The organism is Ancylobacter mangrovi, from assembly GCF_024752355.1.
GTDB classification, from domain to species: domain Bacteria; phylum Pseudomonadota; class Alphaproteobacteria; order Rhizobiales; family Xanthobacteraceae; genus Ancylobacter; species Ancylobacter mangrovi.
In genome coordinates, this window is sequence record NZ_JANTHZ010000001.1 from 1,095,391 (window position 1) to 1,121,559 (window position 26,169).

Here is a 26,169-nt window from a genome sequence, read left to right on the forward strand (position 1 = left end):
AATCCCCGCGAGCCGGCACGGCCGGCCTCCGGCTGCGCAAGCCTGCCACCCTTTCCCTAGCTGAGCGGCTTCGCGCTGACCATGCGGAAAGCGGTGGTCAAGATCCCTTTCATGATATAATAATACAAATAGCGGCCTACCCCAACGTTCCCTCGCCGGAACGACGCTCACGCCATGTCGAACGCCGGTGGACATCGCACGCTGCCGCAGAGCAACGGCGCTGCCCGCCCGGGCCGCAGGGAGGAAAGGAAACCCAGATGAAGAAGCTGCATGCGCTCATGCTCGGCGTCGGCGCCGCCCTGGTCGCCGCCCCTGCGCTCGCCCAGGAGCCGATCACGCTCAAGATCTCCTACCAGTTCCCCGAGCATCACTTCGTGACGCTCGGCTGTATCAACCCCTTCATCGAGGGGGTCGAGAAGCGCGTGCCCGGCAAGGTGACGTTCCAGCGCTTCCCCGCCGAGCAGCTCGCCAAGGCCTTCAACCAGCTCGATTCGGTGCGCAACCGGATCGCCGACATCTCGATCCACAATGCCGGCTATACGCCGCAGCTCACCCCGCTCACCACCTTCCTCGAGCTGCCGGGGATGTATTCCTTCGACGACACGATGAAGGCCCAGCGCGCCTTCGAGAAGCTCGCCAAGGACGACCTCGCCAAGACCGAATATGCCAAGATCGGCGTCGTGCCGGTCTGGGTTTTCGTCACTTCGCCCTACCAGTTCCAGATGGTGACCAAGGAGCCGACCACCAGCATCGACCAGCTGCGCGGCAAGAAGCTGCGCGTGCCGGGCGCCGGCGCCGAGATGGCGCTGAGCGCGATCGACGCGGTGGGCGTGCGCGTGCCCGCCTCCGACCTCTATCTCGCGCTTCAGCGCGGCACCGTCGACGGCTCGATCATCTCGACCCAGGCGCTGCCAGCCTACAAGCTCGACGAGGTGCTCGGCTCGATGTCGACCAATGCGAGCTGGGGCGGCTCGCCCTTCATCGCCCCCATGCGCAAGGACCGCTGGGACGCCCTGCCCGACGATGTCCGCCAGGCGATTTCCGAGGCCGGCCACGAGGCGGGCGAGAAGTGCGTCGAGACCTATATGCGGCTCGAAATCGAGGAGCACGAGCGGCTGCGCAAGCTCGGCAAGACCGTGTTCGCGTTGCCCGAACCCGCGCTCAAGCAGCTCGACACGGCGCTGCAGCCGGTGGTCGACAACTGGCTGGCGCAGATGGACCAGCGCTCGCTCGACGGCAAGGCGGTGATCGCCAAGTTCAAGAGCAACCTCGCGGCGGAAGACTGAACCCTTCGCGCGACGGCGGGTGCCCCGCGGCGGGCGCCCGCCGATGGCGAGGCCGGGGCACGCCCCTCCCCGAACATTCCGGAACACGAGCGATGCTTGCACTCATCCATCGCGTGCTCGACCTGCTCGAGCGCGCCCTGATGACGGTGGCGGGCTGCATGCTGGTGGTCATGCTGTGCTCGCTGACCATCGATGCCGCCGGCCGCTACCTCTTCCACCACCCCCTGCCCGGCAATTTCGAGTTCACCGGCTATTTCTCGATGGTGATGCTCGCCTTTCTCGCCCTGCCCCGGAACTACACCACCGGCGGGCACATCCAGCTCGACGTGCTGAAGCCGTGGCTGCGGCGGGTGCCGCTGCGCCTCAGCGAGCGGCTGAACGCGCTGCTGGCGGCGGCGGCGTTCGGCATCGTCACCTGGTACGCCGGCATCGAGGCGTTGCACAAGATAGAGATGCGCGAGACCACGATCGGTATCGTGCAGATGCCCGTCTACATCAGCTTCATCTGCTTTCCGCTGGGATGCCTCGTCCTGACATTGCGTCTGGCGGTCGAGATCTTCTTCCCCGAAGAACACCGGCAAGTCGAGGACATCGAGCTGTGACCGCGATCGTCCTCATCGTTACGGTGCTTCTTCTGGTCCTGCTGCTCAACGGCATGCCCGTCGCCTTCACCATGCTGGTGGCGGGCGGCGTCGGGGTCTACCTGGTCGCGGGCTGGGACACCATGGCCGGCGTCATGAGCACGGCCCCCTATGAGCAGGTGGCGAGCTACACGCTGTCGACGCTGCCCATGTTCATCCTGATGGCGGAGTTCCTCACCGCCGGCGGCTTCACCGCCGACATCTTCCGCGCCTTCTACAAATGGTCCGGGCACATGCGCGGCGGGCTCGCCTATGCGGTCATCTTCGGCGGCGCGATGCTCGCCGCCATCTCCGGCTCGAGCAGCGCGGCGGCCGGCACGCTCGCGGGTGCGGCGCACCCGGAGATGCGGCGCTACGGCTATGACGATTCCTTCGCGACCGGCGTGATGGCGATGTCGGGCACGCTGTCGATCATGATCCCGCCGAGTATCGCCTTCATCATCTTCGGCATCATCACCGAGACCTCGGTCGGCGCGCTGCTGCTGGCCGGCATCCTGCCCGGCCTGCTGACCGCGCTCGGCTACGTGCTCGCTATCCGCCTGTCGCTCTGGCACAACCCGGCGCTGGCGCCCACCGCGCCCGGCCGGTTCCCGCTGCGCGAGCGGGTGGAGACGTTGTCCACCGTCTGGCCGGTCATGCTGCTCATGGTCATGCTGCTGGCCGCCATCTACAGCGGCGCCGCCACGGTGACCGAGATCGGCGCGGTGGGCGCGGCGGCGGCGCTGGTGATCGCGCTCGCCATGCGCCGCATGACGCTGCGCAGCTTCGTGAAGGCGGTCACCCACGGCACCCGCAACAGCGCGATGATCCTCGCCATCATCGCCGGCGCGTCGGTGTTCGGCATCTTCGTCACGCTGAGCGGCGTGCCGCAGATGCTGGTGCAGGCGGTGGAATCGGCCGGGGTCGACCGCTGGGTCGTGTTCTCGATGATCCTGGTGCTGCTGCTGATCCTCGGCTTCTTCCTCGACCAGCTCGCGGTGATGGTGCTGACGCTGCCGATCATCTTCCCGCTGCTGCTGCGGCTCGGCTTCGAGCCGATCTGGTTCGGCGTCATCCTGGTGAAGACGGTGGAGATCGGGCTGGTGACGCCGCCCATGGGGCTGAACTGCTTCGTAGTCTCGAGCGTCACCGGCGTGCCTGCGCACAAGGTGTTCCGCGGCATCTGGTGGCTGGTGCTGGTCGACATGCTGGTGCTGCTGGCGCTGATCCTGTTCCCGCAGATCTCGCTGACCATCCCCCGATGGGCCGGCGCGATGTGAGCGCGGCACCCTGCCGGGCCGGCACCGCCGGCCCGGTAGCCGTTCGCTGGTCAGGCCGCGACAGGCATGCCGGCGGAAGCGGGCATCAGCCGGACCGGTGCGCCGTCGAGAAAGGCCAGCGCGTTCTCCACCGACTGCCGGTAGAACACCTCGAAATTCTCCTCGACGCAGTAGCCGAGGTGCGGCGACAGCACGACGTTGGGCGCGCTGAGCAGCGGATGGCCGGCCGGCAGCGGCTCCTCGTCATAGACGTCGAGCCCCGCCAGCAGCGTGCCCTCGTTGAGCCGCGCGATGAGGGCCGGCGTGTCGACCAGCGGGCTGCGCGAGGTGTTCACGAGGATGGCGCCGGGCTTCATCAGCGCCAGCTCGGCCGCACCGATGATGCCGCGCGTCTGCGGCGCCAGCACGAGGTGCAGGCTCACCACGTCGGCGGTGCGCAGCAGTTCCTCCTTCGAGGCGTAGGCGACGCCCGCCTCGGCCGCCCGCTCGGCGGTGAGGTGCGGGCTCCAGGCGATGACGCGCATGCCGAGCGCGGCGGCATAGCCGGCGACCATGCGCCCGAGGCGGCCGAGCCCGATCAGGCCGAGCGTGCGCCCCTTGAGCGAGATGCCCGGCGCGATGCCGGACTGGAACGTGCCCGCGCGCACCGAGGCGTCGCCGGCCGCCACCCGCCGCGCGGCGGTGAGCATGAGGCACAGGGCGAGCTCGGAGGTCGATTCGCCGCCCTCCCCGGATTCGGTTCGGCAGACCACCACGCCGCGCGCCTCGAGCGCCGCCACGTCGACCGAGAGGTTGCGCATGCCGGTGACGTTGAGCAGGCGCAGGCGCGGCAGCCGGGCGGTCAGGCTGGCGGGAAAGCGCGTGCGCTCGCGCAGGGTGAGGAGGATGTCGAACGGGGCGAGGCGTTCGGCGAGCTGCGCCTCATCCTTGAGGCTGTCGTGGAAGAACGTGATCTCGGCCCGCGCCGCGAGAGCCGACCAGTCGGTGCATTGCGCAGCGATGCGCTGCCAGTCGTCGAGTACCGCAACCTTCATCCCGTCCTCCCGAAACCTGCGGCGATGTCCGCCGATGCCGGGCACGATTGTCCGCCGCCGGCCGATGAGCAAGTCAATCGCAAGTCATGCCCAGTAAGTCATTCCCCCCACGGCCCTACGGGACGGCGCGGCGCGGCCGCCCGCGAGGCGGCGCCGGACGTCCTCGCATAGCCGTCCGATACCACCGCCCGTGTCGGCCAGACGACATTAACGCCCGGGCGATCCGCTTATTTTCCTCGCGCCTTTACTGCGAAGAGGGGCCGCCGGCGAGCCGCGGCGACCGGCCCCGACACGAGTTGCCCCGATGCGACCTTTCGCACGCGCCCGACGGCGCGGCGGAACATGCGGCCGAACCAGAACAATGACCCGGAGGAAACGATGACGACCAACGCACGCGACGATAGTCAACGCCCGAGCCGGGCCACCGGCCCTTCGCTCTCGCGCCGCGAGGTGTTCGGCCTCGCGGCAGGGGGCGCGGCGGTGCTGGCCACGGCCAAGCGCGCCGATGCGCAGGTGGCCGCGCCCGCCGTGCGCAAGAAGGTGAAGCTCACCTACTGGAACTGGGCGGACAACCCGAACCACCAGAAGATCTCGGTCGATTCGGTCGACATGTTCAACAAGTCGCAGGACTTCATCGAGGTCGCGCTCGACGCCAACATGGCGGTGATGGAGGCGCGCAAGAAGCTGGTGGTCTCCTACGCCGCCGGCGCGCCGCCGGACGTCATCAACACCATCCAGTACTGGGTGCAGGATTATTTCGACAACGGCATCCTCGAGCCGATCGAGGACCGCTTCAACGCGTGGGACGAGAAGTCGGACTTCTTTCACAACGTCATGGAGCAGACCCGCTCCAAGCCGGACCAACCCTTCCTCTACCTGCCCCAGACCAGCATTCCCTATTTCCTCTACTACCGGGCGGACTGGTTCGACGACGCCAATCTGAAGCCGCCGGAGACCTATGACGAGCTGATCGCCGACGCCAAGGCACTGACGAAGGCGCCGGACCGCTACGGCTTCGCCATGCGCGGGCAGACCGCCTCGGCGATCCAGGTGATCTTCCCGATCTGGGCCAGCGCCGGCGTGCAGTTCGCCACCCCGGACGGCACGGTGGACTTCGATTCACCCGCCGCGATCGAGGTGACCGACAAGTGGCTCGGCATGGCGCTGCGCGACCATTCGGCCCAGCCGACCGCCGCCACGGACGGCTATCGCGAGCTCTACGCGCTGATGGAGAAGGGCCGCTGCGGCATGTGGTTCTACGGCCCGCATGCGAGCCCGGCGCTGATGACCGCGCTCGGCGACAAGATCCAGGGCACGCAGAACCCGCGCGTCGGCGACAAGCACTACATGATCGCCAACCCCGAGGGCCCGATGATGGTGTCGAGCTGCAAGGAGAAGGAGGCGGCGTGGGAGTTCATGAAGTTCATCGCCAGCGGCGACGCGGCGATGCTCTTCACCGCCAACCGCATGGTGCCGCCGGTGCGCACCTCGCTGTCGAAGCGGCCGGTGTTCCAGGACAACCGCTTCATCCGCATGTCGCTCGACCATCTCGATACCTGGTGGACCCCGCCCTACGCGCACGAATACTGGACCAACTTCCAGGACAAGATCCCACCCTACTGGCAGGAGGCCGTGCGCGGCAACATCACCGCCGCCCAGTTCAACCAGCAGGGCGCCAAGCTGCTGCGGGGCGAGGCGTGAGGCGCGGCTGCGAGGGGCCCCGGGGATCGACGGTGACACATGGCTGAAGTCAACCTTCAAGGCGTCGTCAAACGGTTCGGCGACCACGACGTGGTGCGGGGCATCGATCTCAGCATCGCGGACGAGGAGTTCGTCGCGCTGGTCGGGCCTTCCGGCTGCGGGAAGTCGACCACGCTGCGCATGATCGCCGGGCTGGAAGAGGTCTCCGAAGGGCTCATCACCATCGGCGGGCGCGACGTCACGGACGTCGCGCCCAAGGACCGCGACATCGCCATGGTGTTCCAGAGCTACGCGCTCTACCCGCACATGACGGTGAAGGAGAACATGTCGTTCGGCCTGCGCCAGCAGCGCGTGCCGCGCGCGCTGATCGAGGAGCGCGTCGGCGAGGCGGCGCGCATCCTCAACATCGAGGACCTGCTGGCGCGCAAGCCGAAGCAGCTCTCGGGCGGCCAGCGCCAGCGCGTTGCCATGGGCCGCGCCATCGTGCGTCAGCCCAAGGTGTTCCTGTTCGACGAGCCGCTGTCCAATCTCGACGCGCAGCTGCGCGTGCAGATGCGTACCGAGATCAAGCGGCTGCGGCAAAAGGTGCGCACCACCACCGTCTATGTGACGCACGACCAGGTGGAGGCGCTCACCCTCGCCGACCGCATCGTGGTGATGAACAAGGGGCGGATCGAGCAGATCGGCACCCCGCACGAGCTCTACCACACCCCGGCCACCGACTTCGTGGCAGGGTTCATCGGCTCGCCGTCGATGAACTTCGTGCCGGCCGAGCTGGTCGGCGGGCCGGACGGGCCGGCGCTGCGGCTGGGGTCGGAACTGAGCCTCGACCTGCCGGCCGACCGCCGGCACTGCTATGGCCGGCTCGCCGGGCGCTCCGACCTGCTGCTCGGCCTGCGGCCCGAGCACATCGTCGTCGCCCGCCAGCCGCTGCCGCCCGGCCATGCCGTGTTCGACGCGCTGATCGACATCGTCGAGCCGGTGGGGCTGGAGAGCTTCGTCTATTTCCGCCTGGCGGGTACGGAGTTCTGCGCCCGGCTGCCGCCCGACAGCGGAGCGCGGGAGGGCCAACCGCTCGGCCTTGCCGCCAACCTGAACCAGATGCACATCATCGACACCAGCACCGGCCGCGTCGTCGGACGCTCGTGAAGGACGAGCCGCCTACAGGCGCGCCCGCCCGTCATGGCGGGCGAGGCGGGCCAGCAGGTAGTCGACCTCGTCCCGCGCGGCGGGAGTGAGCGCGGAGCCGGGCTTGCGCTGGGCGTCGCTGGCGATGAAGCCGCGGCGCATCAGCACGTATTTGCGCACGGCGAGGCCCACGCCCTGCTGCTGCTCGTAGCGCAGCAGCGGCAGATGGGCGTCGAACAGATTGTGCGCCTCCTCGCGCAGCCCTTCCTTCTGCAGCCGCACCACGTCGGCGAGCATCTCGGGGAAGGCGTAGCCGGTCATGGCGCCGTTGGCGCCGCGCTCCATCTCGAAATCGAGGAACAGCCCGCCATTGCCGGTGAGGATCGAGAGCGGGCGCAGCGAGCCGTCCTTCTGGAAGCCGCGCAGCGCCGAGATCTTCTCCAGCCCCGGCCAGTCCTCGTGCTTCAGCATCACACAGGAGGGGTTCTCCTCGACGATGCGGCGGATGACCTGCGGGGTCATCTGCACCGTCAGGGTGAGCGGATAGTCCTGGATGACGAAGGGAATGTCGGTGCCGATCGCCTCGACCGCCTGGCGGTAATAGCCGGTGATCTGGTCGTCGGTGCGCAGCGCCGGCGGCGGGGCAATCATCACGCCCGCGGCCCCGCGCTCCATCGCCGCCCGGGCGAGCGCGCGCATGGCGGCGAAGCCCGGCGCCGAGACGCCGACGACCACCGGCAGGTCGCCGAACCCGTCGATGAAGCGGGCGGTGATGGCGAGCGCCTCGTCCGGCTCCAGCTTGGGCGCCTCGCCCATGATGCCGAGCACGGTGACCCCGGTCGCGCCGGCGGCGAGATAGCGCTCGACCAGCCGGTCCACCGAGGCGAAGTCGACCGCGCCGGAGGGCGTGAACGGGGTCGGCGCGATCGGGAACAGGCCGGAGGCGGTGGCGTCGAGCAGCATGAGGCGGGTCTCCCTTCGGCGAGCATCGCACGTTAGCGGGCGCCATCCGAGAGCGGTGTCGGCAAAACGACAAGTGCTCTTGCGCGGCTCCCCACGCACCGGCCCGGGGTAGCGCTTGTCCGGTGGGCGACAGCCGCCGCTTCGCGCGCACGCTAGCGTCCAGCGAGGATGGATACCGGGAGAGCGCTGCGCCATGAAGATCACCGACATGCGCGTCCACCCGCTGACTGCCCGCTTCGACAAGGTGCGCTGGACGGCGCACGAGCCCTTCGACACCGCGCAGCTCGTATTGGTCGAGATCCGCACCGACGACGGGCTCGTCGGCATCGGCGAAATCTCGACCGGCCCGCAGGCGAGCGTGTGCGCGCTGCTCGACATGATTGCGCCGGTGCTGACCGGCCTCGACCCGCTGGCGCCCGAGGAGATCTGGAACCGGCTATTCGCCGTCACGGTGCCGCGCCCGGGCGGCAGCGGGCCGTGGGACGCCCGGCCGCCCCCGCTGCCGCGCAACCAGCGCCCACAGTTCATGGCGGCGATGGCGGGCATCGACATCGCGCTGTGGGACCTGCGCGGCAAGGCGGCGGGGCTTCCCGTGTTCCGGCTGCTCGGCGGCAATCGAACCGACGTCTTCACCTATGCGGTCGGCGGCTTTTACGTCGAGGGGGAATCCCCGCTCGCCTGCGCCGACGAGCTCGCCTCCTTCGTCGCCGACGGCTTCCGCGCGGTGAAGCTGAAGACCGGGGCGCTCTCGCTCAAAGACGAGGTGGCGCGGGTGCAGGCGGTGCGCGCGGCGATCGGGCCCGACGTGCTGCTGATGCTGGACATGAACGCGCCCGTCGATGTCGAGGGCTGCATCCGCTTCGCCCGCGCGGTCGAGCGCTACGACATCTTCTGGCTGGAAGAGCCGCTGCACTGGTACCTGCAGCCCTCCGACTTCGCCCGCGCCGCCGCCCGCTGCCCGATCCCCCTCGCCCATGGCGAGCGCGAGTGGCACCGCTTCACGGTGCGCGAGTTCATCGATTCCGGTGCGCTCGGCTATGTGCAGTTCGACTGCACCCGCCATGCCGGCTTCAGCGAGGCGCTGCGCATCGCCCATTACGCCGCTATGAAGGGGGTGATGGTGGCCCCGCACACGGCGGCACACCTGCACGCTCACCTCGTCTCCGCGCTCGGCGACGCCGCCTTCGCGGCCGAATCGGTAGGCGACCCGGACATGCACCCGATCCACCACCGCATCTTCCACGGCGGCGCGCAGTATCGCGATGGCCGGGTCCACCTCACCGAGGCGCCGGGCTTCGGGCTCGAGGTCGACTGGCGGGCGGTGGAGGCGCTGAAGGGCTGAGGCCGCTCCGCCCTCGCCAAGCGGTCAGACGAAGAAGGCGCGGAAGCGCGCCAGCGTCTCCTCCGGCACTTCCTCGGGAATGAAGTGTCCGCTGACTACCGGCCCGCCTTCGACATGGGTTGCATAGTCGCGCCAGACGGCGAGCGCGTCGTCGAACACCGCCTGGGTGTGGCTGCGCACGCCCCACATGACCATCAGCGGCACCTCGACCTTGCGGCCGAAATCGGCGTCGTCCATGTCGAGGTCGACGGTGGCGCAGGCGCGGTAGTCGGCGCAGGACGCCATGATCATCTTCGGCGTGAAGCAGCGCACATATTCGGCCCACGCCTCCTCGTCGAACACGCTGCGCGTATTGCCCGGCAGCACCATCATCTTGGTGAGGAACTGCTCGGGCGGCACGGCGGCCATCATCGCCTCCGGCAGGCCGCCGGTCTGGGGCATGAACACCCAGTGCCAGGACTTCAGCGCCCAGGCGCGCGAGGCGTTGTGCCAGACATGGCGGCTCGGCAGGATGTCGAGGATGGCGCATTTCGCGACCGCCTCGGGGTGGTCCTGCATCATTCGGTGCGCGGTGCGCCCGCCCCGGTCGTGGCCGGCGAGGAAGAAGCGCTCATGGCCGAGCGCGCGCATCACCTCGATCTGGTCCTGCGCCATGGCACGGAACGAATAATTGGCGCAGTCCGCGTCCGGCTCGGGTGCCGAGCTGTCACCATAGCCGCGCAGGTCGGCCGCCACGACGTGGTAGTCCTCGGCGAGCTCGTTGGCGATCTTGTGCCAGCACACATGGGTCTGCGGGTTGCCGTGCAGCAGCAGCAGCGGCGGACCCTCGCCGCCGTGCCGCACGCGGATCCGCGCGCCGCTTGTGTCGATGAAGGTGTCGGCAAATCCCTCGAACATGGCTGGTCCCACGCAATGGCGTCCGCGCTGGCGAGACTAGCGCCTCGGCCGGCGGGCGATGTCGCGCAGGCGACAGGCCGGGGTGAGGCGCGCCGCTAGGCTCGCAGGATGCCGTCACATGCGGGCCGGCGAGCACCGGGGGGAGACGATGATGCGGACAGGCCCGGCGGCGCCGGCGGGGGACGACTGACGCGATGCCGCCCTCCCCGACAACGGTGCGCCTCGCCTGCCTCGGCTTCGTCTTCGACCGGCATGCGCAGGCCCTGATCCGGCAGGGCGCGCCGGCCGGCTTCGAGCTCGCCTTCGCCGAGCGGCCGCAGGACATGAGCGAGGCGATGCTGGCGGAGAGCGAGGTGCTGCTCGTCACCGCGCCGGTCACCGACGCGATGATGGCCCGCGCCCCACGCCTGCGCTTCATCCAGAAATGGGGCACCGGCTACGACAAGATCGACACCGAGGCCGCCCGGCGACGCGGTATCGCGGTCGCCATCACCGCCGGCGTCAATGCCGATACCATCGCCGAGCACGCGATCGCGCTGATGCTGGCGACGCTGCGGCGGATCCCGCTCGCCGACCGGGCGCTGCGCGAGGGCCGCTGGATCTCCGGCGAGATACGACCGGTCGGCCAGCGGCTCTACGGCAAGACGGTCGGCATCGTCGGCTTCGGCAATATCGGCCGCGCGGTCGCCCGCCAGCTTCGCGGCTTCGACGGCGAGGTGCTCTATTTCACCCGCGGCGGCCCGGTGGCCGGAGAACTGGCGCATGGCGCGCGCTTCGTCCCGTTCGAGGAGCTGCTGGCGCAGAGCGACATCGTCACGCTCCACTGCCCGGGCGGGGCGGCCAATGCCGGGATGTTCGACGCCGCCGCGCTGGCCCGCATGAAGCCGGGCGCGACGCTCGTCAACGCGGCGCGCGGCGATCTTGTGGTCGAGGCCGACCTCGTCGCGGCGCTGACGAGCGGCCGACTCGCCGGCGCCGGCCTCGACGTCTTCGCCGAGGAGCCGCTGCGGGCGGATTCGCCGCTGCGCAGCCTCGACAATGTCGTGCTGACCCCGCATTCGGCGGGCAGCCTGATGGACGACGTGCCTATCATGGCCGCCCACGCCTTTCGCAACATCACCGCATTCCTGGGCGGCGAGACCCTGCCGGCGCGCGACGTCGTCGTGCCGCCGGCCGCGCCGCGCGCGCCCGTCAGCAGCAAAGGCCGAGACGATGATACTCGATGATCTCAAGGGAGCCCGCGTCCTCGTCACGGGCGCCAGCTCCGGCATCGGGCTGGCGGTGGCACGCGCCTTCGCCGAGCACGGTGCGGCCGTGGCGATCCATTATTTCCACAACGAGGCGCCGGCGCGGGCGCTGGTTGATGAAATGACCGCGGCCGGCGCGCGGGCGATGCTCGTCTCGGGCGATGTGAGCCGGGCGGAGGAGGCGCAGGCCATGGCCGGGCGCGCCATCGCGGGGCTCGGCGGGCTCGACATACTGGTCAACAATGCCGGCGGGCTGAGCGACATGGTGCCGCTCACCACCTATGACGGCGGCGGCTATGACCGGCTGATGGACCTCAATGTCCGCTCCATCCTCGCCGTGACCCAGGCTGCGCTGCCGGCGCTGCGCGCCTCCGGCCGGGGCTCGGTGATCAATACCGGCTCGGTGGCGGGCCGCAATGGCGGGCGCGTTGGCTCGGCCATCTATGCCGCAGCCAAGGCCGCGGTGCATTCGCTGACCCGCAGCATGGCGCAGGAGTTCGCCAGGGACGCGATCCGCGTCAACGCCGTCGCGCCGGGCCTCATCCTCACGCCGTTCCACGACGGCACGCCGCCCGAGCGGCTCGAGGCGGTGAAGGCGGCGGTGCCGCTGAACAGGCTCGGCGTCCCGCAGGACTGCGTCGGCGCCTATCTCTTCCTCGGCTCGACGCAGATGAGCGGCTACACCACCGGCGCGATCCTCGACGTCAATGGCGGGCGCGTGATGGCCTGAGAGCCGCGCGCGGCGTCAGCGGTCGTCGGCGCCGAGCGTGACCGCCTCCCAGGCGGCGAAGTCGGCCTGCATCGAGGCGAGCTTGTCGCGCGCATTCTGCAACGCCAGCCTGCCAAGCAGCAGGCGCGCGGGCGGCCTGTCGGCGGTCACGGCGGCGAGCACGGCCTGCGCCGCCTTGATCGGGTTGCCGGGCGCCGTCGAGGGATGGGAGATCGCGCGCAACCGGGCGCCGACCGTCGCTTCGTAGTCGGCGATCCTGCTCTCCTCGCGCTGCACCGCAGTGCGGAACTCGGTGCGGAACGGGCCGGGCTCGACCAGCAGCACCTTGATGCCGAGATCGGCCACCTCCTTCGCCAGCGCGTCCGACAGCCCTTCGACGGCAAACTTGGTCGCCGCGTAATAGCCGGTGCCCGGATTGCCGGCGATGCCGGCCATGGAGGAGAAGTTGACGACGAAGCCGCTACGCTGCGCGCGCATGACCGGCAGCACGCGGCGGATCAGGCCGGCGAGGCCGAAGACATTGGTCTCGAACATCGCGCGGATCGCGCCGTCCTCGCCCTCCTCGACCGAGCTCTGATATCCGTAGCCGGCATTGTTCACCAGCACGTCGATCCGCTCGAAGCGCTCCAGCGTGCGCGCGACCGCCTGTTCGACCTGCGCCGCGTCCCTCACGTCGAGCGGCAAGGCGAGCGCCTGTTCCTCGAAGCCCTGCACGAGATCGGCCATCTTGGCGGGATCGCGCGCCGTCGCCACCACCTTCCAGCCGCGGGCCAGCACCTGCTTCACCAGCTCGCGGCCGAAGCCCGAGGAGCAGCCGGTAATGAACCAGACGGGCGCGTCGTGATCGGCCATCGGGAGTCTCCATGCGGGTGGATGCGGGCCGGCCGGCGCGCGGCGCCGGGCCGGAAGGCCGCAGCCTAGGCCGGTGCGCGCGCCGGCACTGTCGGACGCGCGACAATCCTCCACCCCGCCCGCGAGCACGGGCGGCAGGCGCGCTGCGGAGCCCTCAGTGCCGCTCGTTGGTGCGCAGCGGCGGGTCGGCCAGGCGCCCGGCGGTCGGGTTGCAGGGAATGAACAGCCGCCGCCCCTCTCGGCGGATCTCGCCGGCCTTCTCCAGACCCGTCAGCAGCGTGGTCACGCTCTGGCGCGAGGCGCCGATCATCTCGGCGATCTCCTGATGGGTCAGCCGGCCGTCGATCTCGATCTCCTCGCCGCGGTCGATGCCGTAGAGCGCGCCGAGATGGCGCAACGCCAGCGCGATGCGACGCTCTACCGTGGTCTCGGCAAGGATCTGGATCACCTTCTTGAGCTGCTCGGCCTTGAACTCGGCGATCGCCAGCACGCAGCGCAGCGCATGGGCCGAGCGTTCGGTGAGCTCGACGAGTTGCTCGCGCCCGATCCACAGGACGCGGCTGTCCTCCAGCGCCTGCGCCGACCAACAGTGATTGCCGGCCCATCGGGTGCAGCCATGGGCGCCGACCAGCATGCCCTCCCGGCAGTAGGAGGTGGTGAGCGAGCTGCCATTGTCATGGATGTAGTGAACCTTCACCGTCCCGCGCAGCACGATGAACAGGTTCTCCGAGCGGTCGCCCTGAAGGTAGAGCGCCTGGTTCTTGGCGAGGCACTTGGCGACCGAGCGGGTGAGGAGGAAGTTCCTGTCCTCCAGCCGCAGCATGTCCATGAAGCGGGGATAGGGCAGGTTTCCGTTGCGGTCCATGCTGACCTTCACGTCGTGAAGGATGTCCGCACCGGTGGAAGGCGCATATCCGATGGTGCTGGTTTCCATTGGCGTTTTCCTAGGCGGATTTATATATATTTTGATTTGTTTCCGCTCGTTGCTTACGCGCGGCTGGATGGCTCGAACCTTCCTTTTGGGAATGGCTCCGTCTCCTCCTGCCTGAGCTTAGGTCGAGCGGGCGCGATTTCGCAAGGACGTCGTCCGACGGGCCGTGCCGCAGGCAGGCTCAGAAATTCGGCTTGGCGCCTATCTGCTGCGAGATGATCAGGGCGGTCTGCGTCAGCCCCTCCACCAGCCCGGCAAGCTGCTCCTCGCGGAAACGGAAGCCGGGAATCTGAAAGCCGACGCTGCCGATCACGTCGCCCTGCGGGCCGAAGAACGGCACGGCGATGCCGATCGAATTGAGCGTGCGGTGCGAGCGCGACAGGGCAAAGCCCTCCTTCAGCGTCGCCTCGAGCGCCGCGCGCACTTCGGCCGGGTCCAGCACCTCGCCGCGGATGTTGGTCGTGGTGCAGGTGGCGATGGCGGTGTCGATCTCCTCCGGGCTCAGATGCGCCAGCAAGGCGCGGCCGGAGGCGCCCCACACCAGCGGGTCGCGACGGTTGAGCTCGACGATGTAGCGCATCGGGTCCTGCGGCGAGGCGGCCTGCGCGGTGTACATGCGCAGCTGCCGGCGCTCGAGGATCGTCAGCATCGAGGTTTCGTTGAACTGGCGCGTCAGCGCGTCGAGCAGCGGCTCGGCAATCTCGGCGAAGGGCATCTTGCCGCTGAGCCGGCCGACGATGCGGTAGAGCTCCATGCCCGGCGAGAAGTTGCCGTCTGTCTGCTCGGCGAACTCGTGCTCGGCCAGCTTGCGCAGCAGCCGGTGCGTGCTGCTGACCGGCCATCCCAGCAGGTTGGCGGCCTGCTTGGCGTTGAGATGCGGGTAGTCCGACAGCAGGCTGACCAGCCTCAGCACGCGGTTGATGGCGCCAATCTCGTTCATGGCCAACACGTTAGCCCAACGCTCCGACGCTCACAACGTGGCCGGGGCGCCGTCGCGATGCTGTCCCGCTTTGCGTTTGACCGTGCGGCATTCCGCTGCCATATTCCGTTGAGTTGGATTTAAAACTCACTCAGTGAGATGACCGGCGGGCGAACTCGAGGCGAGATCGAACCCGTTCCGGCACAGGGCAGGACGGACGCGCAGCATGGACGTGCAGGACAGCAGGCCCGCGGAGAGCGTCGACGGCCCCCTGGTGCTGGGCACCGGCCGCTTCCGCTACGAGCCGCTCGACGACTGGATGAGCCTGCCGGAGCACGTCGTGCTCGGCGAGGTGGCGGCGGTGGCGGTGGACGCGCGCGACCGGGTCTACGTGTTCAACCGCGGCGCCCACCCGATGGTGGTGCTCGGCCCCGATGGCGGCTTCCTCGATAGCTGGGGCCAGGACCTGTTCACCAAGCCGCACGGCCTGCATATCGGCCCCGACCAGAGCATCTACTGCACCGACGAGGGCACCCACACCGTGTGCAAATGCACGCTGGAGGGACGGCTATTGATGCGCATCGGCGTGCCCGGCAGGCCCGCCCCGCGCATGAGCGGGCGCCCGTTCAACCGCTGCACCCACACCGCTCTGGCGCCGAACGGCGACATCTACGTCTCCGACGGCTACGGCAACGCCGCCGTGCACAAGTTCAGCCCGGACGGACGGCATCTGCTGAGCTGGGGCCGCTCCGGTTCGGGGCGCGGCGAGTTCAACCTGCCGCACAACATCCATTGCGACGTCGACGGCCTCGTCTATGTGGCGGACCGCGAGAACCACCGCATCCAGATCTTCGACGGCGAGGGGCGCTACCAGACGCAGTGGAACAACCTGCACCGGCCGAGCGCGATGTACATGACCAGCGGCCCCTGCCCGCTATGCTTCGTCGGCGAGATCGGCCCCTACATGGCGCATATCCGCGACAACCCGAATCTCGGCCCGCGTATCAGCATCCTCTCGAACGGCGAGGTGGTGGGCCGCCTCGACAGCCATGGCGGCCCGGGCACGGGTCTCGGCCAGTTCACCTCGCCGCACGGCATCGCGCTCGATTCGAGCGGGGACATGTATGTGGGCGAGGTCACGACCTCGTCCTGGCCCTCGCTTTTCCCCGGGCGGCCGCTGCCCGACAAGCTCAACTCGCTGCGAAAGCTCCGACGGATCGTGGAGGAGTAGCCGGTCCGACCACGCGACAACCGGCGCGAAGACGCCGGAACACAAGGCCTGGGACATGGAAACGCTCGAACAGAACATCGTGCTGGGTACCGGCACCTACCGCTACGAGCCGCTCGCCGACTGGGCGAAGCTGCCGCCGGGCTGGACGCTCGGCGAGGTGCCCTCGGTCGCGATCGACGCCCGCGACCGGGTCTATGTGTTCAATCGCGGCGAACGGCCGCTGATCGTGTTCGACCGCGAGGGAAACGTCCTCGACAGCTGGGGCGAGGACCTGTTCAGCAAGCCGCACGGGCTGCATATCGGTCCCGACCAGACCATCTACTGCACCGACGAGGGCACCCACACCGTCACACGCTGCACGCTGGACGGCCGGGTGCTGCTGCGCATCGGCACGCCTGACCAGCCCTCCCCGCGCATGAGCAACCGCCCGTTCAACCGCTGCACCCACACCGCACTGGCGCCGAATGGCGACATCTACGTCTCCGACGGCTACGGCAACGCCGCGATCCACAAATACGACCCGGACGGGCGCTATCTGATGTCGTGGGGCACGTGCGGCTCGGGGCCCGGCGAGTTCAACCTGCCGCACAAGATCGCCTGCGACGACGACGGCTGGGTCTATGTCGTCGACCGGGAGAACCACCGGGTGCAGGTGTTCGACGGCAATGGCCGCTACGAGACGCAGTGGAACAACCTGCACCGGCCCGGCGGCATGTGCATGGTCGGGCGCACCGACCCGCTGTTTTTCCTCGGCGAGCTGCCGCCCCATCTCGCGCATAACCGCGACTATCCCAATCTCGGCCCGCGCATCAGCATCGTACAGAACGGACGGCTGGTGGGGCGGCTTGACAGCCATGAGGGCGCGGGCAACGGCCTCGGCCAGTTCACCTCGCCGCACGGGCTCGCGGTGGATTCGCACGGCGACCTTTATGTCGGGCAGGTCACGCGGAGCACCTGGCCGCTGCTCTTCCCCGGCCGCCCGCTGCCCGAGCAGCCGACCATGCTGAAGAAGCTGCGCCGGCTGCCGGAGGCCTGACGCGGCAGCAGCACCCGCGACAGGCGGAGCACCGACGACACGACGCCAAAGACGACAAGCGGCCGCCCACGAACAAGCCGCGAGCCAAGGGAAAAAGGGAGACAAACATGAGGAAGGCACTGCTTCTGGCGCTGACGGGCCTGTTGGCCTGCACCGGCGTCGCATCCGCCGACGACTTCCCGCAGAAGGGCAAGCCGATCACCTTCGTCGTGCCCTCGACGGCCGGCGGCGGCGCCGATACCGCCGCGCGCCTGCTGGCGCCGCTGCTGGAGAAGGATCTCGGCGTGCCGGTGGAAGTCGTCAACAAGCCCGGCGCCTCGATGCAGATCGGGCTCGGCTATGTCGCCACCGCCAAGCCGGACGGGCAGACCATCGCCCTGCTGGTGCTGCCGACCGCCGCGAGCGGCTATCTCGACACCGAGCGCAAATCGCCGTTCGGGCGCGACAGCCTGGTGCCGATCGGCCTCTATTACGGCGCCCCGTTCGGCATCGTGGTGACGAGCTCCAGTCCCTTCAAGACGCTCAAGGACGTGGTCGACGCCGCCAAGGCGAAGCCCGGCAAGATCAAGGCCGGCACCAGCGGCTTCATGGCCACCGGGCACTTCGCCGCGCTGGCGTTCGAGAACGGCACGGGCACCAAGCTCGCGACGGTGAATTTCCAGGGCGGCGGGCCGCAGCTCACCGCGCTGATGGGCGGGCACACCGACGTGTCGATGAACTCGATCGGCGAGCTCGTCACCCAGCAGAAGTCGGGCGCGCTGCGCATCCTCGCGGTGATGAGCGACAAGCGCGACCCGAACCTGCCGGACGTGCCGACGGTCGGCGAGGCGGGCTATCCGGAGATCGGCGCCATCGGCTCCGATATCGGCCTCGCCGCCCCGGCGGGCACGCCGCAGGCGGTGATCGACCGGCTGACGCTGGCGCTCAAGACGGCGATGGACGACCCGACGCTGAAGGAGCGGATGACCGAGTACGGCAACACGCTGAGCTATCTGCCGCCGGCCGAATACGCCGCCTTCTGGGACAAGGTCGACGCGCGCTTCAAGCCGCTGATCGAGGCCGCGCGCAAGCAGGGCCAGTAGCGCTTCCGCCGGCGCCGGCCGTTCCGTCGGGCTTCGCGATGGGACGGTCCGGCCGCCGCCGGGCGCATCGGTGCCGCGCTCGACCGCGCGCGAGACGGCGCGCTCCCGTACGCGGACGATCGGGACGGCCCTGGCCGCCCGCCCGCCGCGCGTGCGGCGGCTCCCCGAACACAGGCGACGTGATGACGACACAGCGGGTCTACCAGATCACTTCGGTGGCAATCTTCATCCCCAGCGTGCTGCTGGTGCGCGGCGCGCTGGAGCTGCACTACTACACGCCCATGGGCCCCGGCCCCGGCTTCTTCCCGTTCTGGCTGGCGCTGATCCTGGCGCTGCTCTCGGTGATCACCTTCCTCGAGGCGACCTTCGGCGAGGCGGCGCGCGAGCTGGCGCGCGGCAAGGCCGATTTCGCGAGCGACCGCGCCGGCCTGTTCCGGCTGGTGACGCTGCTGCTCGCCCTCGCCGGCGCCGCCTTCTTCCTGGAGCGGGTCGGCTACGGCGCCACCATGTTCGTGATGAACGCCGTGGTGCTGTGGGCGCTTGGCACGCGCAACCCGCTGACCATCCTCGTCGTCGCGGCGATCGGCAGCTTCGGTATCGAATACGTCTTCAGCCACTGGCTGAACGTGCCGCTGCCGAGCGAGGATCTGCCGGGTCTGTGTCCTTCCTGGCTGTGCGGAGCCTAGCGCGTGGAAACCTTCCTGCTTCTCATCGGCGGCTTCGCCGACGTCCTGCATCCGGGCAATCTCGCCTACGCGCTGATCGGCTGCGTGCTCGGCACGCTGATCGGGGTGCTCCCGGGCATCGGCCCGGCGGCGGGCACGGCCATCCTGATCCCGGTCACCGCTACGCTCGACCCGACCGGCTCCATCATCATGCTCGCCGCCATCTATTACGGCGCGATGTATGGCGGCACCATCACCTCGGTGCTCATCAACACGCCGGGCGAGGCGGCCTCCGCCGTCACCTGCCTCGATGGCTACGCCATGGCGAGGCTCGGGCGCGCCGGGCCGGCGCTGTCGGTCGCCGCCATCGGCTCCTTCATCGGCGGCACCATCGCCACCATCGGGCTGGTGTTCCTGGCGCTGCCGCTCACCCGGCTCGCCCTCACCTTCGGGCCGCCGGAGATCTTCGCGCTGCTGCTCATCGGGTTGGTGCTCGTCACCTCGCTCGCCAGCCAGTCCATCTCGAGGGCGCTGATCGCGGCGACCATCGGCCTGCTGCTGGCGCAGGTCGGCATCGACCCGATCATGGGGATGCAGCGCTTCACCTTCGGCCAGCTCGAGCTGATGGACGGCCTTCCGATCGTGCCGGTGGTGATGGGCCTGTTCGGCATCGCCGAGATCCTGCTCAGCATCGAGCGGCCGCTGACCGCGATGTTCGCGCCCCCGGTCGGCTCGCTCTACATGTCGCGGCAGGACGTGCGGCGCTCCGCCGGTCCGGTCGCGCGCGGCACGCTGATCGGCTTCATGCTCGGCCTGATCCCGGGGCTCGGCTCGATGATCCCGGCCTTCCTGTCCTATGCGGTGGAGCGCCGGATCTCGAAGCACCCGGACGAGTTCGGCCGCGGCGCCATCGAGGGCGTGGCCGGGCCGGAGACGGCCAACAACGCCTACGCCAACGCCGCGCTGATCCCGCTCTTCACCCTCGGCATTCCGGGCTCGCCGACCACCGCGATCCTGATGGGCGCGTTCATGATCAACGGCCTGGTGCCCGGCCCGACGCTGTTCGTCGAGCACGCGCAGTTCGTCTGGGCGGTGATCGCGAGCCTCGTGGTCGGCAACCTGATCCTGCTCGTGCTCAACCTGCCGCTGATCCCGCTCTGGGTGGCGATGCTGCGCGTGCCCTACCCGATCCTGGTCGTCATCGTCCTCGCCTTCTGCGTGGTCGGCGCCTACAGCCTCAGCAACCAGACCTTCGACATCGGCGTGATGCTGGCGTTCGGCGTCGCCGGCTACCTGATGAAGAAGGTCGACATTCCCGCCGCACCGCTGATCCTCACCATGATCCTCGGCCCGCTGCTGGAAAGCGCGCTGCGCCAGTCGCTGGAAATGTCGGGCGGCGACTTCATGATCTTCTTCGACCGGCCGCTGTCGACGGCGCTGATCGTGCTCGCGGTCGCGGTGCTCGCCGTCTCGTCGCTGAAGACGTTCAACCAGGTCAAGGTCGACGCCGAGGCGTGAGCGCCCGGCTGCGCCCGGTGCAACGAAGGGAAGGAGACGAGGGTGGATCTGGAACTAACCGGGAAGGTGGCGGTGATCACCGGCGGGGGCGAGGGAATCGGGCGCGCCGCCGCCGAGCGCATCGCCGCCGAGGGCGGCAACGTCGTCATCGTCGGACGGCGGGCTGCGCTGGTCGAGGCGACGGCAGAGGCGATCAATGCGAAAGGCGCGGGCACCGTTCTGCCCTTCGCCTGCGACATCACCGAAGAGGGCGCGGCCGAGCGCATCGTCGGCGCCGCGCTCGCCCGCTTCGGGCGGGTGGACATTCTGGTGAACAATGCCGGCACCTCGCTCGCCAAGCCGTTCGAGCAGACCACCCGGCAGGAATGGATGAGCGACTTCGACGTCAAGGTGTGGGCGGCGCTCGACCTGATCCGGGCGGTGATCCCGCAGATGCGCACGCTCGGCGGCGGGCGCATCATCAACGTGACCGCCATCGCCGGCCGCACGCCGCGGGCGGGCTCGCTGCCGACCTCGACCGCGCGGGCGAGCGGCATCGCCGTCACCAAGGCACTGTCGCGCGATCTCGCACCCGACAACATCCTCGTCAACACGGTGTGCATCGGCTTCATCAAGAGCGGCCAGCACGAGCGGCGGTACCACCGCCAGGGGCTCGCCGCCGAGGGCGCGGCGCTCGACGCGCTCTATGCCGAGGACGCGCAAAAGCGCGACATCCCGCTCGGGCGCGTCGGCGAGGCGGCGGAAGCCGGCGACGTCATCGCCTTCCTCGCCTCGGCGCGGGCGAGCTACCTCACCGGCGTCGCCATCAACATCGATGGCGGCACCTCGCCGGTGGTGTGACCCGCCCGGGGGCCGATACGGACCCTCAGTCTGTCGGCCGGGCGACATTCGGCGCTCCGGCGCCTCGCTAAATTGCCGCGCGCCGTGCCCGGCCGGCCTTTCGCCGGCCGACCCGTCCCACGCGACGAGCGCGGGAGGGCACGATCCCGATCCGCCTGCCCGCGAAGGAGCCCCTCGTGAAGAAGCTGATGAATGCGCCGGACGCCTATGTCGACGAGATGCTCGAGGGCCTGTGCGCCGCCCACCCGACGCTGGTGCGCACCGGCGAGCGGGGCCGGGTGATCCGCGACGCGCGCGCGCCGAAGAACGGCAAGGTCGGCATCGTCTCGGGCGGCGGCAGCGGCCATCTGCCCCTCTTCACCGGCTATGTCGGGCGCGGGCTGATCGATTCCTGCGCCATCGGCGAGGTGTTCGCCGGCCCGGCCGTGGGCGACTGCGTGGAGGCGATCAAGGCCGCCGAAGGCGGGCGCGGCGTGCTGCGCCTCTACGGCAATTATGGCGGCGACCGGATGAATTTCGACCTCGCCGGCGAACTGGTCGAGGAGGAAGGCATCCGCACCACCACCGTGCTGGGCTGCGACGACATCGCCAGCGCCGCGCCCGAGGAAAGCGCGAAGCGGCGCGGCGTCGCCGGCCTCATCCTCGCCTACAAGGCGGCCGGCGCGGCGGCCGAGCAGGGCGCGGATCTCGACGAGGTGACGCGGGTCGCCGCCAAGGCGGTGGAGCGCATGCGCACCATCGGCTGCGCGCTCTATCCCTGCCAGGTGCCCGGCGCCGCCGAGCCGACCTTCACCATCGGCGAGGACGAGATGGAGATGGGCATGGGCATCCATGGCGAACCGGGCATCTGGCGGCGCACGCTCGCCCCGGCCGACGAGGTGGCCGACGAGATGCTGGAGCGCCTGCTCGCCGACCTGCCGCAGGCGCATCAGGAGCGGGTGTGGGTGCTGGTCAACAGCCTCGGCGCCACCTCGCTCGACGAGTTGTTCATCATCTACCGGCGGGTGAAGGCCGGGCTCGACCGGCGCGGCATCACGGTGCTGCGGCCGCTGGTCGGGCACTACGCGACCTCGATGGAAATGGCCGGCTGCTCGCTCAGCCTGATCGGGGTCGACGACGAGCTCGACGCACTGCTGCGCGCACCGGCCGACTGCCCGTTCTGGAGGAACCAGCCGTGAGTGTGACGACGACCGGGTTCGCGGCGCTGCTGACGCGGGTCGCCGCCATCGCCGCGGAGCGCGAGCAGGAGCTCAACAAGGCCGACGGAAAGCTCGGCGACGGCGACACCGGCATGACGCTGCGGCGCGTCTTCGCCAAGGCGGCCGAGGCGGTGGCCTCACCGCCGGCCGACTATGGCGACTTCTTCAAGCGCGCCGGCATGGCGGCGAGCGGGGCGACCGGCTCCAGCCTCGGCTCGCTGGTCGCCTTCGTGTTCCTCGCCTTCGGCAAGAGCTATGCCGGCCGCACCGAGCTCTCGGCGGGCGACGTCGCCGCCATGCTCGGCCTCGCGCGTGAGACCATGCTGGCGCGCGGCGGCGCGACGCTCGGCGACAAGACGGTGGTCGACATGCTGGCCGCCATCGAAGAGGCGCTGCGCGGCGCGGGCGACTTCGCCGGCATGCCGAAAAACGCGCTGGCGGCGGCGGAAGCGACGCTTGACGACTACCGCGCGCGGCCCAATCGGGTGGGGCGCGCGCGCATGTTCGCCGACCGCTCGGTGGGCCTCGACGATCCGGGCATGCTGGCGGTGGCTCTGATCTGCCGCGACCTCGCCGCCCCAGCGACCTGATCGAAAGCGCGTTCCGCTCGCCCGCGCTGTCCGAATGTCGCCCGCGCGACAGCCGCGCCGCGCCGAACCGCTAGCTTCCGGGGATCGTCGCCGGCAGCGGGCGGGGCCGCCCGAAAGCCCGGCGGGAACGGCGCAATCCAGAGGACGGGGTATGAGTTACGGCGCGCACCGCTTTGAGTTCGACGTTGTGCGGGGATGGGAGCAGCTTCCCGAAGGCTGGTCCTTCGTCGAGGTCGCCGGCGTCGCGGTCGACTCGCGGGACCGAGTCTATGTGTTCAATCGCGGCGAGCACCCGGTCATCGTGTTCGACAAGGAGGGGCGCTTCCTCGACGCCTGGGGCAAGGGCGTCTTCGCCAGCCCGCACGGCATCTACATCGACAAGGACGACCAGCTCTACCTGACCGACGACGCCGACCACACGGTGCGCATCTTCGACGCCGACGGCAATTTCAAGATGATGCTGGGCGAGCCCGGCGTCGCCTCGCAGACCGGTTACGAGATCGGCGTCAGCCCGGTGCTGTTCGGCGGCCAGCCCTTCAACCGGGTCACCAACGTCGCCAAATCGCCCAATGGCGACCTCTACATCAGCGACGGCTACGGCAATGCCCGCGTCCACCGCTTCTCCGCCGAGGGCCGGCACCTGGCCTCCTGGGGCCAGCCGGGCACCGGGCCGGGCGAGTTCAACCTCGTCCATGCGGTGGCGGTCGACAGCTCGGGCCGCGTCTATGTGTGCGACCGGGAGAATTCGCGGGTCCAGATCTTCACCGCCGACGGCGTATTCCTGAACGCGTGGGACTGGGTCGGGCGGCCCAACGACATCTTCATCGACGACCAGGACTTCATTCACATCGCCGAGCTCGGCTGGGCCAAGCCCGTGGGCTACCACGTCCACGACAAGGCCTGCCGCTGCCCGCCGGCCGGGCACGACCCGGTGGCGCGGGTCACCGTGTGCGACCCGGACGGCAAGGTGGTGGCGCGGTTCGGGGGCCACAAGCCGCTGCTGCCGGGCAACTTCATCGCGCCCCACGGCCTGTGGTGCGATTCCTGCGGCGACCTCTACGTCGGCGAGGTGGTGGTGCGCGGCGGCGCGGTCGACCTGCTCGCCCCCCTCACCCCGCACTGCTTCCAGAAATTCAAGCGATCGGGCGTGTAGATGATCACGCGCGCCCGACCCAACGCCCGCGGAGGCCGGCAATGAGCGACATCCCGATCGCGACGGTCGCGACGACCCGGCGCCGCCGGAAGCGCATCGACCTGTTCCCCTACATGCTCATCGCGCCGATCTGCCTGCTGCTGGCGGCCGTCACGGTCTACCCGACCCTGAAGGCTGTGGAGCTGGCGATGACCAACGCCTCGCTGCTGCGCCTGCAGCGCGCGGCCTTCATCGGGCTCAACAATTTCCGGCGCATGCTGGACGACCAGGTGTTCCTGGACGGGCTGTGGCGCACGCTGCGCTGGGACCTCGCCGTGGTCTCGCTGGAGCTCGCCATCGCACTGCCGATCGCGCTGTTCCTCAACCTCAACTTCCGCGGGCGCGGCTTCGTGCGGGCGGCGATGATGGTGCCCTACATCACCCCGCCGGCGGTGGTGGGCCTGCTGTTCCTCTACATGTTCGACGGCAATTTCGGCGTGGTGAACGACCTGCTGGTGCGCGCCGGGCTGATCGACAACTACATCGCCTGGATGAGCAGCCCGCTCGCCAGCTTCTGGATCGTGGTGTCGGCCATGGTCTGGTACGGCGCGCCGCTGATGGCGCTGATCCTGCTCGCCGCGCTGCAGACCATTCCCGGCGAGCTCTACGAGGCGGCGCAGGTGGACGGCGCCAGCCGCTGGTCGCAGTTCGTCAGCATCACCATCCCGCACATCCTGCCGACCATCTTCTTCCTCGTGCTGCTGCGCATGATCTGGATGTCCAACCACATCGACATGATCTTCGTCATGACCGGCGGCGGGCCCGGCTTCAGCAACCACACCGAAGCGGTCTACAGCTTCATGCTGACCAACCAGTTCCAGATCGGCTACGCCTCGGCCATCGCCGTGGTGCTGGCGGCGATCCTCATGTTCGTCTCGGCCTTCTATGTGCGCCACCTCGCGCGCAACGTGCTGGTGAACGCGTCATGAGCGCCGCGCCCCGCACCATCCGCCGCCGCCGCTCGCAAGTGCCGCGCCGCGCGCTGATCGGGCTCGGCGCCTTCGTCGTGCTGTTCTACTCGCTGGCGCCGCTGATCTGGATCTTCATCGCCTCGATCACGCCCGAGCACACCGCCGACTTCGACCGCGCCTGGCTCAGCAATCGGCAGGTGACCTATTTCCCCGATGCGCCGACGCTGGCGAATTACGGCAGCCTGTTCGAGGCGGTGCCGTTCGGTATGTATTTCCGCAACAGCACCATCATCGCCGGCGGCAACATGCTGCTAACGCTGGTGATCGCCAGCCTCGGCGCCTATGGCTTCGTGCGCTTCCGCTTCTTCGGGCGCTCGTCCTTCCTGGTGGCGACGCTGGTCGCCTACACCATCCCGAGCGTGGTGCTGCTGGTGCCGCTGCTGGTGATCTTCCGCACCTACGGGCTGAACAACACCCATCTCGGCATGATCCTCGCCGAGGCGACGCATTCGGCACCCTTCGTGCTGCTGCTGCTCATCAACTATTTCTCGACCCTGCCGCGCGACCTCGACGAGGCGGCTCAGGTCGACGGCTGCGGCCGGCTGAAGGTGCTGTGGCGGATCATCATCCCGCTGTCGCTGCCGGGGCTGGTGGCCGGCGGGCTGCTCGCCTTCATCATGACCTGGAACAACTTCCTGTTCGCCTTCCTGCTGACCTCCACCGCCGAGGTGAAGACGCTGCCGGTCATCATGCGCCAGTTCGCGCTCGGCGAGCCGGCGGTGTGGGGTGTCAGCGCGGCGGGGGCGATCGTCAGCACCCTGCCGGTGGCGCTGATCTTCCTGCTGTTCCAGCGCATGCTGATGAGCGGGCTCGCCGCCGGCGCGGTCAAGGGATGACCGGCCGGCACCCGCGCATGGAACAGCCAACGTGCAGGGGCCCGCGCGCATCGGTGCGCGCCGCCCGGGAGAATCGGAC

The 26,169-nt window shown here is 69.3% G+C and carries 25 protein-coding genes; 19 read left to right on the forward strand and 6 right to left on the reverse strand.

Annotated features, from left to right (window positions below):
* Positions 1 to 257: 257 nt before the first annotated feature.
* The 3 genes from dctP to NVS89_RS05150 all read left to right on the forward strand — a co-directional run bounded on the left by dctP (position 258) and on the right by NVS89_RS05150 (position 3,186).
* Entirely contained in the window at positions 258 to 1,286 is a 1,029-nt protein-coding gene (dctP, locus tag NVS89_RS05140; RefSeq protein ID WP_258731426.1) for a TRAP transporter substrate-binding protein DctP, read from the forward strand.
* A gap of 92 nt (positions 1,287 to 1,378) precedes the next feature.
* Complete coding sequence (locus NVS89_RS05145; RefSeq protein WP_258731427.1) at positions 1,379 to 1,888, forward strand: TRAP transporter small permease; 510 nt, start codon at positions 1,379 to 1,381, stop codon at positions 1,886 to 1,888.
* On the forward strand, positions 1,885 to 3,186 hold the full coding sequence (locus tag NVS89_RS05150; RefSeq protein ID WP_258731428.1) for a TRAP transporter large permease: 1,302 nt from the start codon (positions 1,885 to 1,887) through the stop codon (positions 3,184 to 3,186). Before NVS89_RS05145 ends, NVS89_RS05150 begins: the two co-directional genes overlap by 4 nt.
* A gap of 50 nt (positions 3,187 to 3,236) precedes the next feature.
* Here the strand turns inward: NVS89_RS05150 and NVS89_RS05155 are convergent, their stop codons facing one another.
* Positions 3,237 to 4,220: a D-2-hydroxyacid dehydrogenase family protein gene (locus NVS89_RS05155; RefSeq protein ID WP_258731429.1), complete on the reverse strand. Its 984-nt coding sequence runs from the start codon at positions 4,218 to 4,220 to the stop codon at positions 3,237 to 3,239.
* Between the two features lie 378 nt (positions 4,221 to 4,598).
* On the opposite strand from NVS89_RS05155, the gene NVS89_RS05160 reads away from it, so the two are divergent.
* Positions 4,599 to 5,921, forward strand: coding sequence for an ABC transporter substrate-binding protein (locus NVS89_RS05160; RefSeq protein ID WP_258731430.1), 1,323 nt, complete (start codon positions 4,599 to 4,601; stop codon positions 5,919 to 5,921).
* A gap of 39 nt (positions 5,922 to 5,960) precedes the next feature.
* Positions 5,961 to 7,070 carry an ABC transporter ATP-binding protein gene (locus NVS89_RS05165; RefSeq protein ID WP_258731431.1) on the forward strand — a complete coding sequence of 370 codons (1,110 nt, stop codon included), beginning with the start codon at positions 5,961 to 5,963 and terminating at the stop codon, positions 7,068 to 7,070.
* A gap of 12 nt (positions 7,071 to 7,082) precedes the next feature.
* Here the strand turns inward: NVS89_RS05165 and NVS89_RS05170 are convergent, their stop codons facing one another.
* A complete protein-coding gene (locus NVS89_RS05170; protein ID WP_258731432.1) occupies positions 7,083 to 8,012 on the reverse strand; it encodes a dihydrodipicolinate synthase family protein in 930 nt (309 codons plus the stop codon).
* 193 nt (positions 8,013 to 8,205) lie between these two features.
* Here NVS89_RS05170 and NVS89_RS05175 point away from each other — a divergent pair, with 193 nt between their 5' ends.
* On the forward strand, positions 8,206 to 9,354 hold the full coding sequence (locus NVS89_RS05175) for a mandelate racemase/muconate lactonizing enzyme family protein (RefSeq protein ID WP_258731433.1): 1,149 nt from the start codon (positions 8,206 to 8,208) through the stop codon (positions 9,352 to 9,354).
* A 24-nt stretch (positions 9,355 to 9,378) separates the two neighbouring features.
* Here the strand turns inward: NVS89_RS05175 and NVS89_RS05180 are convergent, their stop codons facing one another.
* Positions 9,379 to 10,251: an alpha/beta fold hydrolase gene (locus NVS89_RS05180; RefSeq protein WP_258731434.1), complete on the reverse strand. Its 873-nt coding sequence runs from the start codon at positions 10,249 to 10,251 to the stop codon at positions 9,379 to 9,381.
* Between the two features lie 194 nt (positions 10,252 to 10,445).
* Here NVS89_RS05180 and NVS89_RS05185 point away from each other — a divergent pair, with 194 nt between their 5' ends.
* A complete protein-coding gene (locus NVS89_RS05185) occupies positions 10,446 to 11,477 on the forward strand; it encodes a 2-hydroxyacid dehydrogenase (protein WP_258731436.1) in 1,032 nt (343 codons plus the stop codon).
* Positions 11,464 to 12,228 (forward strand): SDR family NAD(P)-dependent oxidoreductase, encoded by a 765-nt coding sequence (locus NVS89_RS05190; protein WP_258731438.1) that lies wholly within the window; start codon positions 11,464 to 11,466, stop codon positions 12,226 to 12,228. Before NVS89_RS05185 ends, NVS89_RS05190 begins: the two co-directional genes overlap by 14 nt.
* 15 nt (positions 12,229 to 12,243) lie before the next feature.
* Here NVS89_RS05190 and NVS89_RS05195 read toward each other — a convergent pair whose 3' ends face one another.
* The 3 genes from NVS89_RS05195 to NVS89_RS05205 all read right to left on the reverse strand — a co-directional run bounded on the left by NVS89_RS05195 (position 12,244) and on the right by NVS89_RS05205 (position 14,951).
* Entirely contained in the window at positions 12,244 to 13,080 is an 837-nt protein-coding gene (locus NVS89_RS05195) for an oxidoreductase (RefSeq protein ID WP_258731440.1), read from the reverse strand.
* A gap of 154 nt (positions 13,081 to 13,234) precedes the next feature.
* Positions 13,235 to 14,014 (reverse strand): Crp/Fnr family transcriptional regulator, encoded by a 780-nt coding sequence (locus NVS89_RS05200; RefSeq protein WP_258731441.1) that lies wholly within the window; start codon positions 14,012 to 14,014, stop codon positions 13,235 to 13,237.
* Positions 14,015 to 14,192: 178 nt separating this feature from the next.
* Positions 14,193 to 14,951 (reverse strand): IclR family transcriptional regulator, encoded by a 759-nt coding sequence (locus tag NVS89_RS05205; protein WP_258731442.1) that lies wholly within the window; start codon positions 14,949 to 14,951, stop codon positions 14,193 to 14,195.
* Positions 14,952 to 15,156: 205 nt separating this feature from the next.
* Here NVS89_RS05205 and NVS89_RS05210 point away from each other — a divergent pair, with 205 nt between their 5' ends.
* The 11 genes from NVS89_RS05210 to NVS89_RS05260 all read left to right on the forward strand — a co-directional run bounded on the left by NVS89_RS05210 (position 15,157) and on the right by NVS89_RS05260 (position 26,090).
* Entirely contained in the window at positions 15,157 to 16,161 is a 1,005-nt protein-coding gene (locus NVS89_RS05210; RefSeq protein ID WP_258731443.1) for a peptidyl-alpha-hydroxyglycine alpha-amidating lyase family protein, read from the forward strand.
* A 55-nt stretch (positions 16,162 to 16,216) separates the two neighbouring features.
* On the forward strand, positions 16,217 to 17,197 hold the full coding sequence (locus tag NVS89_RS05215; protein ID WP_258731445.1) for a peptidyl-alpha-hydroxyglycine alpha-amidating lyase family protein: 981 nt from the start codon (positions 16,217 to 16,219) through the stop codon (positions 17,195 to 17,197).
* 107 nt (positions 17,198 to 17,304) lie between these two features.
* On the forward strand, positions 17,305 to 18,279 hold the full coding sequence (locus tag NVS89_RS05220) for a tripartite tricarboxylate transporter substrate binding protein (protein ID WP_258731446.1): 975 nt from the start codon (positions 17,305 to 17,307) through the stop codon (positions 18,277 to 18,279).
* Positions 18,280 to 18,461: 182 nt separating this feature from the next.
* Positions 18,462 to 18,965 carry a tripartite tricarboxylate transporter TctB family protein gene (locus NVS89_RS05225; RefSeq protein WP_258731447.1) on the forward strand — a complete coding sequence of 168 codons (504 nt, stop codon included), beginning with the start codon at positions 18,462 to 18,464 and terminating at the stop codon, positions 18,963 to 18,965.
* Between the two features lie 3 nt (positions 18,966 to 18,968).
* Positions 18,969 to 20,462: a tripartite tricarboxylate transporter permease gene (locus NVS89_RS05230; protein ID WP_258731448.1), complete on the forward strand. Its 1,494-nt coding sequence runs from the start codon at positions 18,969 to 18,971 to the stop codon at positions 20,460 to 20,462.
* A 42-nt stretch (positions 20,463 to 20,504) separates the two neighbouring features.
* Complete coding sequence (locus NVS89_RS05235) at positions 20,505 to 21,302, forward strand: SDR family NAD(P)-dependent oxidoreductase (RefSeq protein ID WP_258731449.1); 798 nt, start codon at positions 20,505 to 20,507, stop codon at positions 21,300 to 21,302.
* 176 nt (positions 21,303 to 21,478) lie between these two features.
* The gene (locus tag NVS89_RS05240) at positions 21,479 to 22,480 is read left to right on the forward strand and encodes a dihydroxyacetone kinase subunit DhaK (RefSeq protein WP_258731452.1); all 1,002 of its coding nucleotides are present in this window, start codon (positions 21,479 to 21,481) and stop codon (positions 22,478 to 22,480) included.
* Positions 22,477 to 23,091: a dihydroxyacetone kinase subunit L gene (locus NVS89_RS05245; protein WP_258731453.1), complete on the forward strand. Its 615-nt coding sequence runs from the start codon at positions 22,477 to 22,479 to the stop codon at positions 23,089 to 23,091. The genes NVS89_RS05240 and NVS89_RS05245 overlap by 4 nt, the downstream gene beginning before the upstream one ends.
* A 151-nt stretch (positions 23,092 to 23,242) precedes the next feature.
* A complete protein-coding gene (locus NVS89_RS05250) occupies positions 23,243 to 24,244 on the forward strand; it encodes a peptidyl-alpha-hydroxyglycine alpha-amidating lyase family protein (RefSeq protein WP_258731454.1) in 1,002 nt (333 codons plus the stop codon).
* Positions 24,245 to 24,285: 41 nt separating this feature from the next.
* Positions 24,286 to 25,212: a carbohydrate ABC transporter permease gene (locus tag NVS89_RS05255; protein WP_258731455.1), complete on the forward strand. Its 927-nt coding sequence runs from the start codon at positions 24,286 to 24,288 to the stop codon at positions 25,210 to 25,212.
* The gene (locus NVS89_RS05260; protein ID WP_258731456.1) at positions 25,209 to 26,090 is read left to right on the forward strand and encodes a carbohydrate ABC transporter permease; all 882 of its coding nucleotides are present in this window, start codon (positions 25,209 to 25,211) and stop codon (positions 26,088 to 26,090) included. Before NVS89_RS05255 ends, NVS89_RS05260 begins: the two co-directional genes overlap by 4 nt.
* The last annotated feature ends 79 nt before the right edge of the window (positions 26,091 to 26,169 follow it).

What these genes read in the sequence shown, in the direction of transcription:
- dctP (WP_258731426.1), top strand. Translation starts at nt 258, where the DNA reads ATGAAGAAGCTGCATGCGCTCATGCTCGGCGTCGGCGCCGCCCTGGTC.
- NVS89_RS05145 (WP_258731427.1), top strand. Translation starts at nt 1,379, where the DNA reads ATGCTTGCACTCATCCATCGCGTGCTCGACCTGCTCGAGCGCGCCCTG.
- NVS89_RS05155 (WP_258731429.1), bottom strand. Translation starts at nt 4,220, where the DNA reads ATGAAGGTTGCGGTACTCGACGACTGGCAGCGCATCGCTGCGCAATGC.
- NVS89_RS05160 (WP_258731430.1), top strand. Translation starts at nt 4,599, where the DNA reads ATGACGACCAACGCACGCGACGATAGTCAACGCCCGAGCCGGGCCACC.
- NVS89_RS05165 (WP_258731431.1), top strand. Translation starts at nt 5,961, where the DNA reads ATGGCTGAAGTCAACCTTCAAGGCGTCGTCAAACGGTTCGGCGACCAC.
- NVS89_RS05170 (WP_258731432.1), bottom strand. Translation starts at nt 8,012, where the DNA reads ATGCTGCTCGACGCCACCGCCTCCGGCCTGTTCCCGATCGCGCCGACC.
- NVS89_RS05175 (WP_258731433.1), top strand. Translation starts at nt 8,206, where the DNA reads ATGAAGATCACCGACATGCGCGTCCACCCGCTGACTGCCCGCTTCGAC.
- NVS89_RS05180 (WP_258731434.1), bottom strand. Translation starts at nt 10,251, where the DNA reads ATGTTCGAGGGATTTGCCGACACCTTCATCGACACAAGCGGCGCGCGG.
- NVS89_RS05185 (WP_258731436.1), top strand. Translation starts at nt 10,446, where the DNA reads ATGCCGCCCTCCCCGACAACGGTGCGCCTCGCCTGCCTCGGCTTCGTC.
- NVS89_RS05190 (WP_258731438.1), top strand. Translation starts at nt 11,464, where the DNA reads ATGATACTCGATGATCTCAAGGGAGCCCGCGTCCTCGTCACGGGCGCC.
- NVS89_RS05195 (WP_258731440.1), bottom strand. Translation starts at nt 13,080, where the DNA reads ATGGCCGATCACGACGCGCCCGTCTGGTTCATTACCGGCTGCTCCTCG.
- NVS89_RS05200 (WP_258731441.1), bottom strand. Translation starts at nt 14,014, where the DNA reads ATGGAAACCAGCACCATCGGATATGCGCCTTCCACCGGTGCGGACATC.
- NVS89_RS05205 (WP_258731442.1), bottom strand. Translation starts at nt 14,951, where the DNA reads ATGAACGAGATTGGCGCCATCAACCGCGTGCTGAGGCTGGTCAGCCTG.
- NVS89_RS05210 (WP_258731443.1), top strand. Translation starts at nt 15,157, where the DNA reads ATGGACGTGCAGGACAGCAGGCCCGCGGAGAGCGTCGACGGCCCCCTG.
- NVS89_RS05215 (WP_258731445.1), top strand. Translation starts at nt 16,217, where the DNA reads ATGGAAACGCTCGAACAGAACATCGTGCTGGGTACCGGCACCTACCGC.
- NVS89_RS05220 (WP_258731446.1), top strand. Translation starts at nt 17,305, where the DNA reads ATGAGGAAGGCACTGCTTCTGGCGCTGACGGGCCTGTTGGCCTGCACC.
- NVS89_RS05225 (WP_258731447.1), top strand. Translation starts at nt 18,462, where the DNA reads ATGACGACACAGCGGGTCTACCAGATCACTTCGGTGGCAATCTTCATC.
- NVS89_RS05250 (WP_258731454.1), top strand. Translation starts at nt 23,243, where the DNA reads ATGAGTTACGGCGCGCACCGCTTTGAGTTCGACGTTGTGCGGGGATGG.
- NVS89_RS05255 (WP_258731455.1), top strand. Translation starts at nt 24,286, where the DNA reads ATGAGCGACATCCCGATCGCGACGGTCGCGACGACCCGGCGCCGCCGG.
- NVS89_RS05260 (WP_258731456.1), top strand. Translation starts at nt 25,209, where the DNA reads ATGAGCGCCGCGCCCCGCACCATCCGCCGCCGCCGCTCGCAAGTGCCG.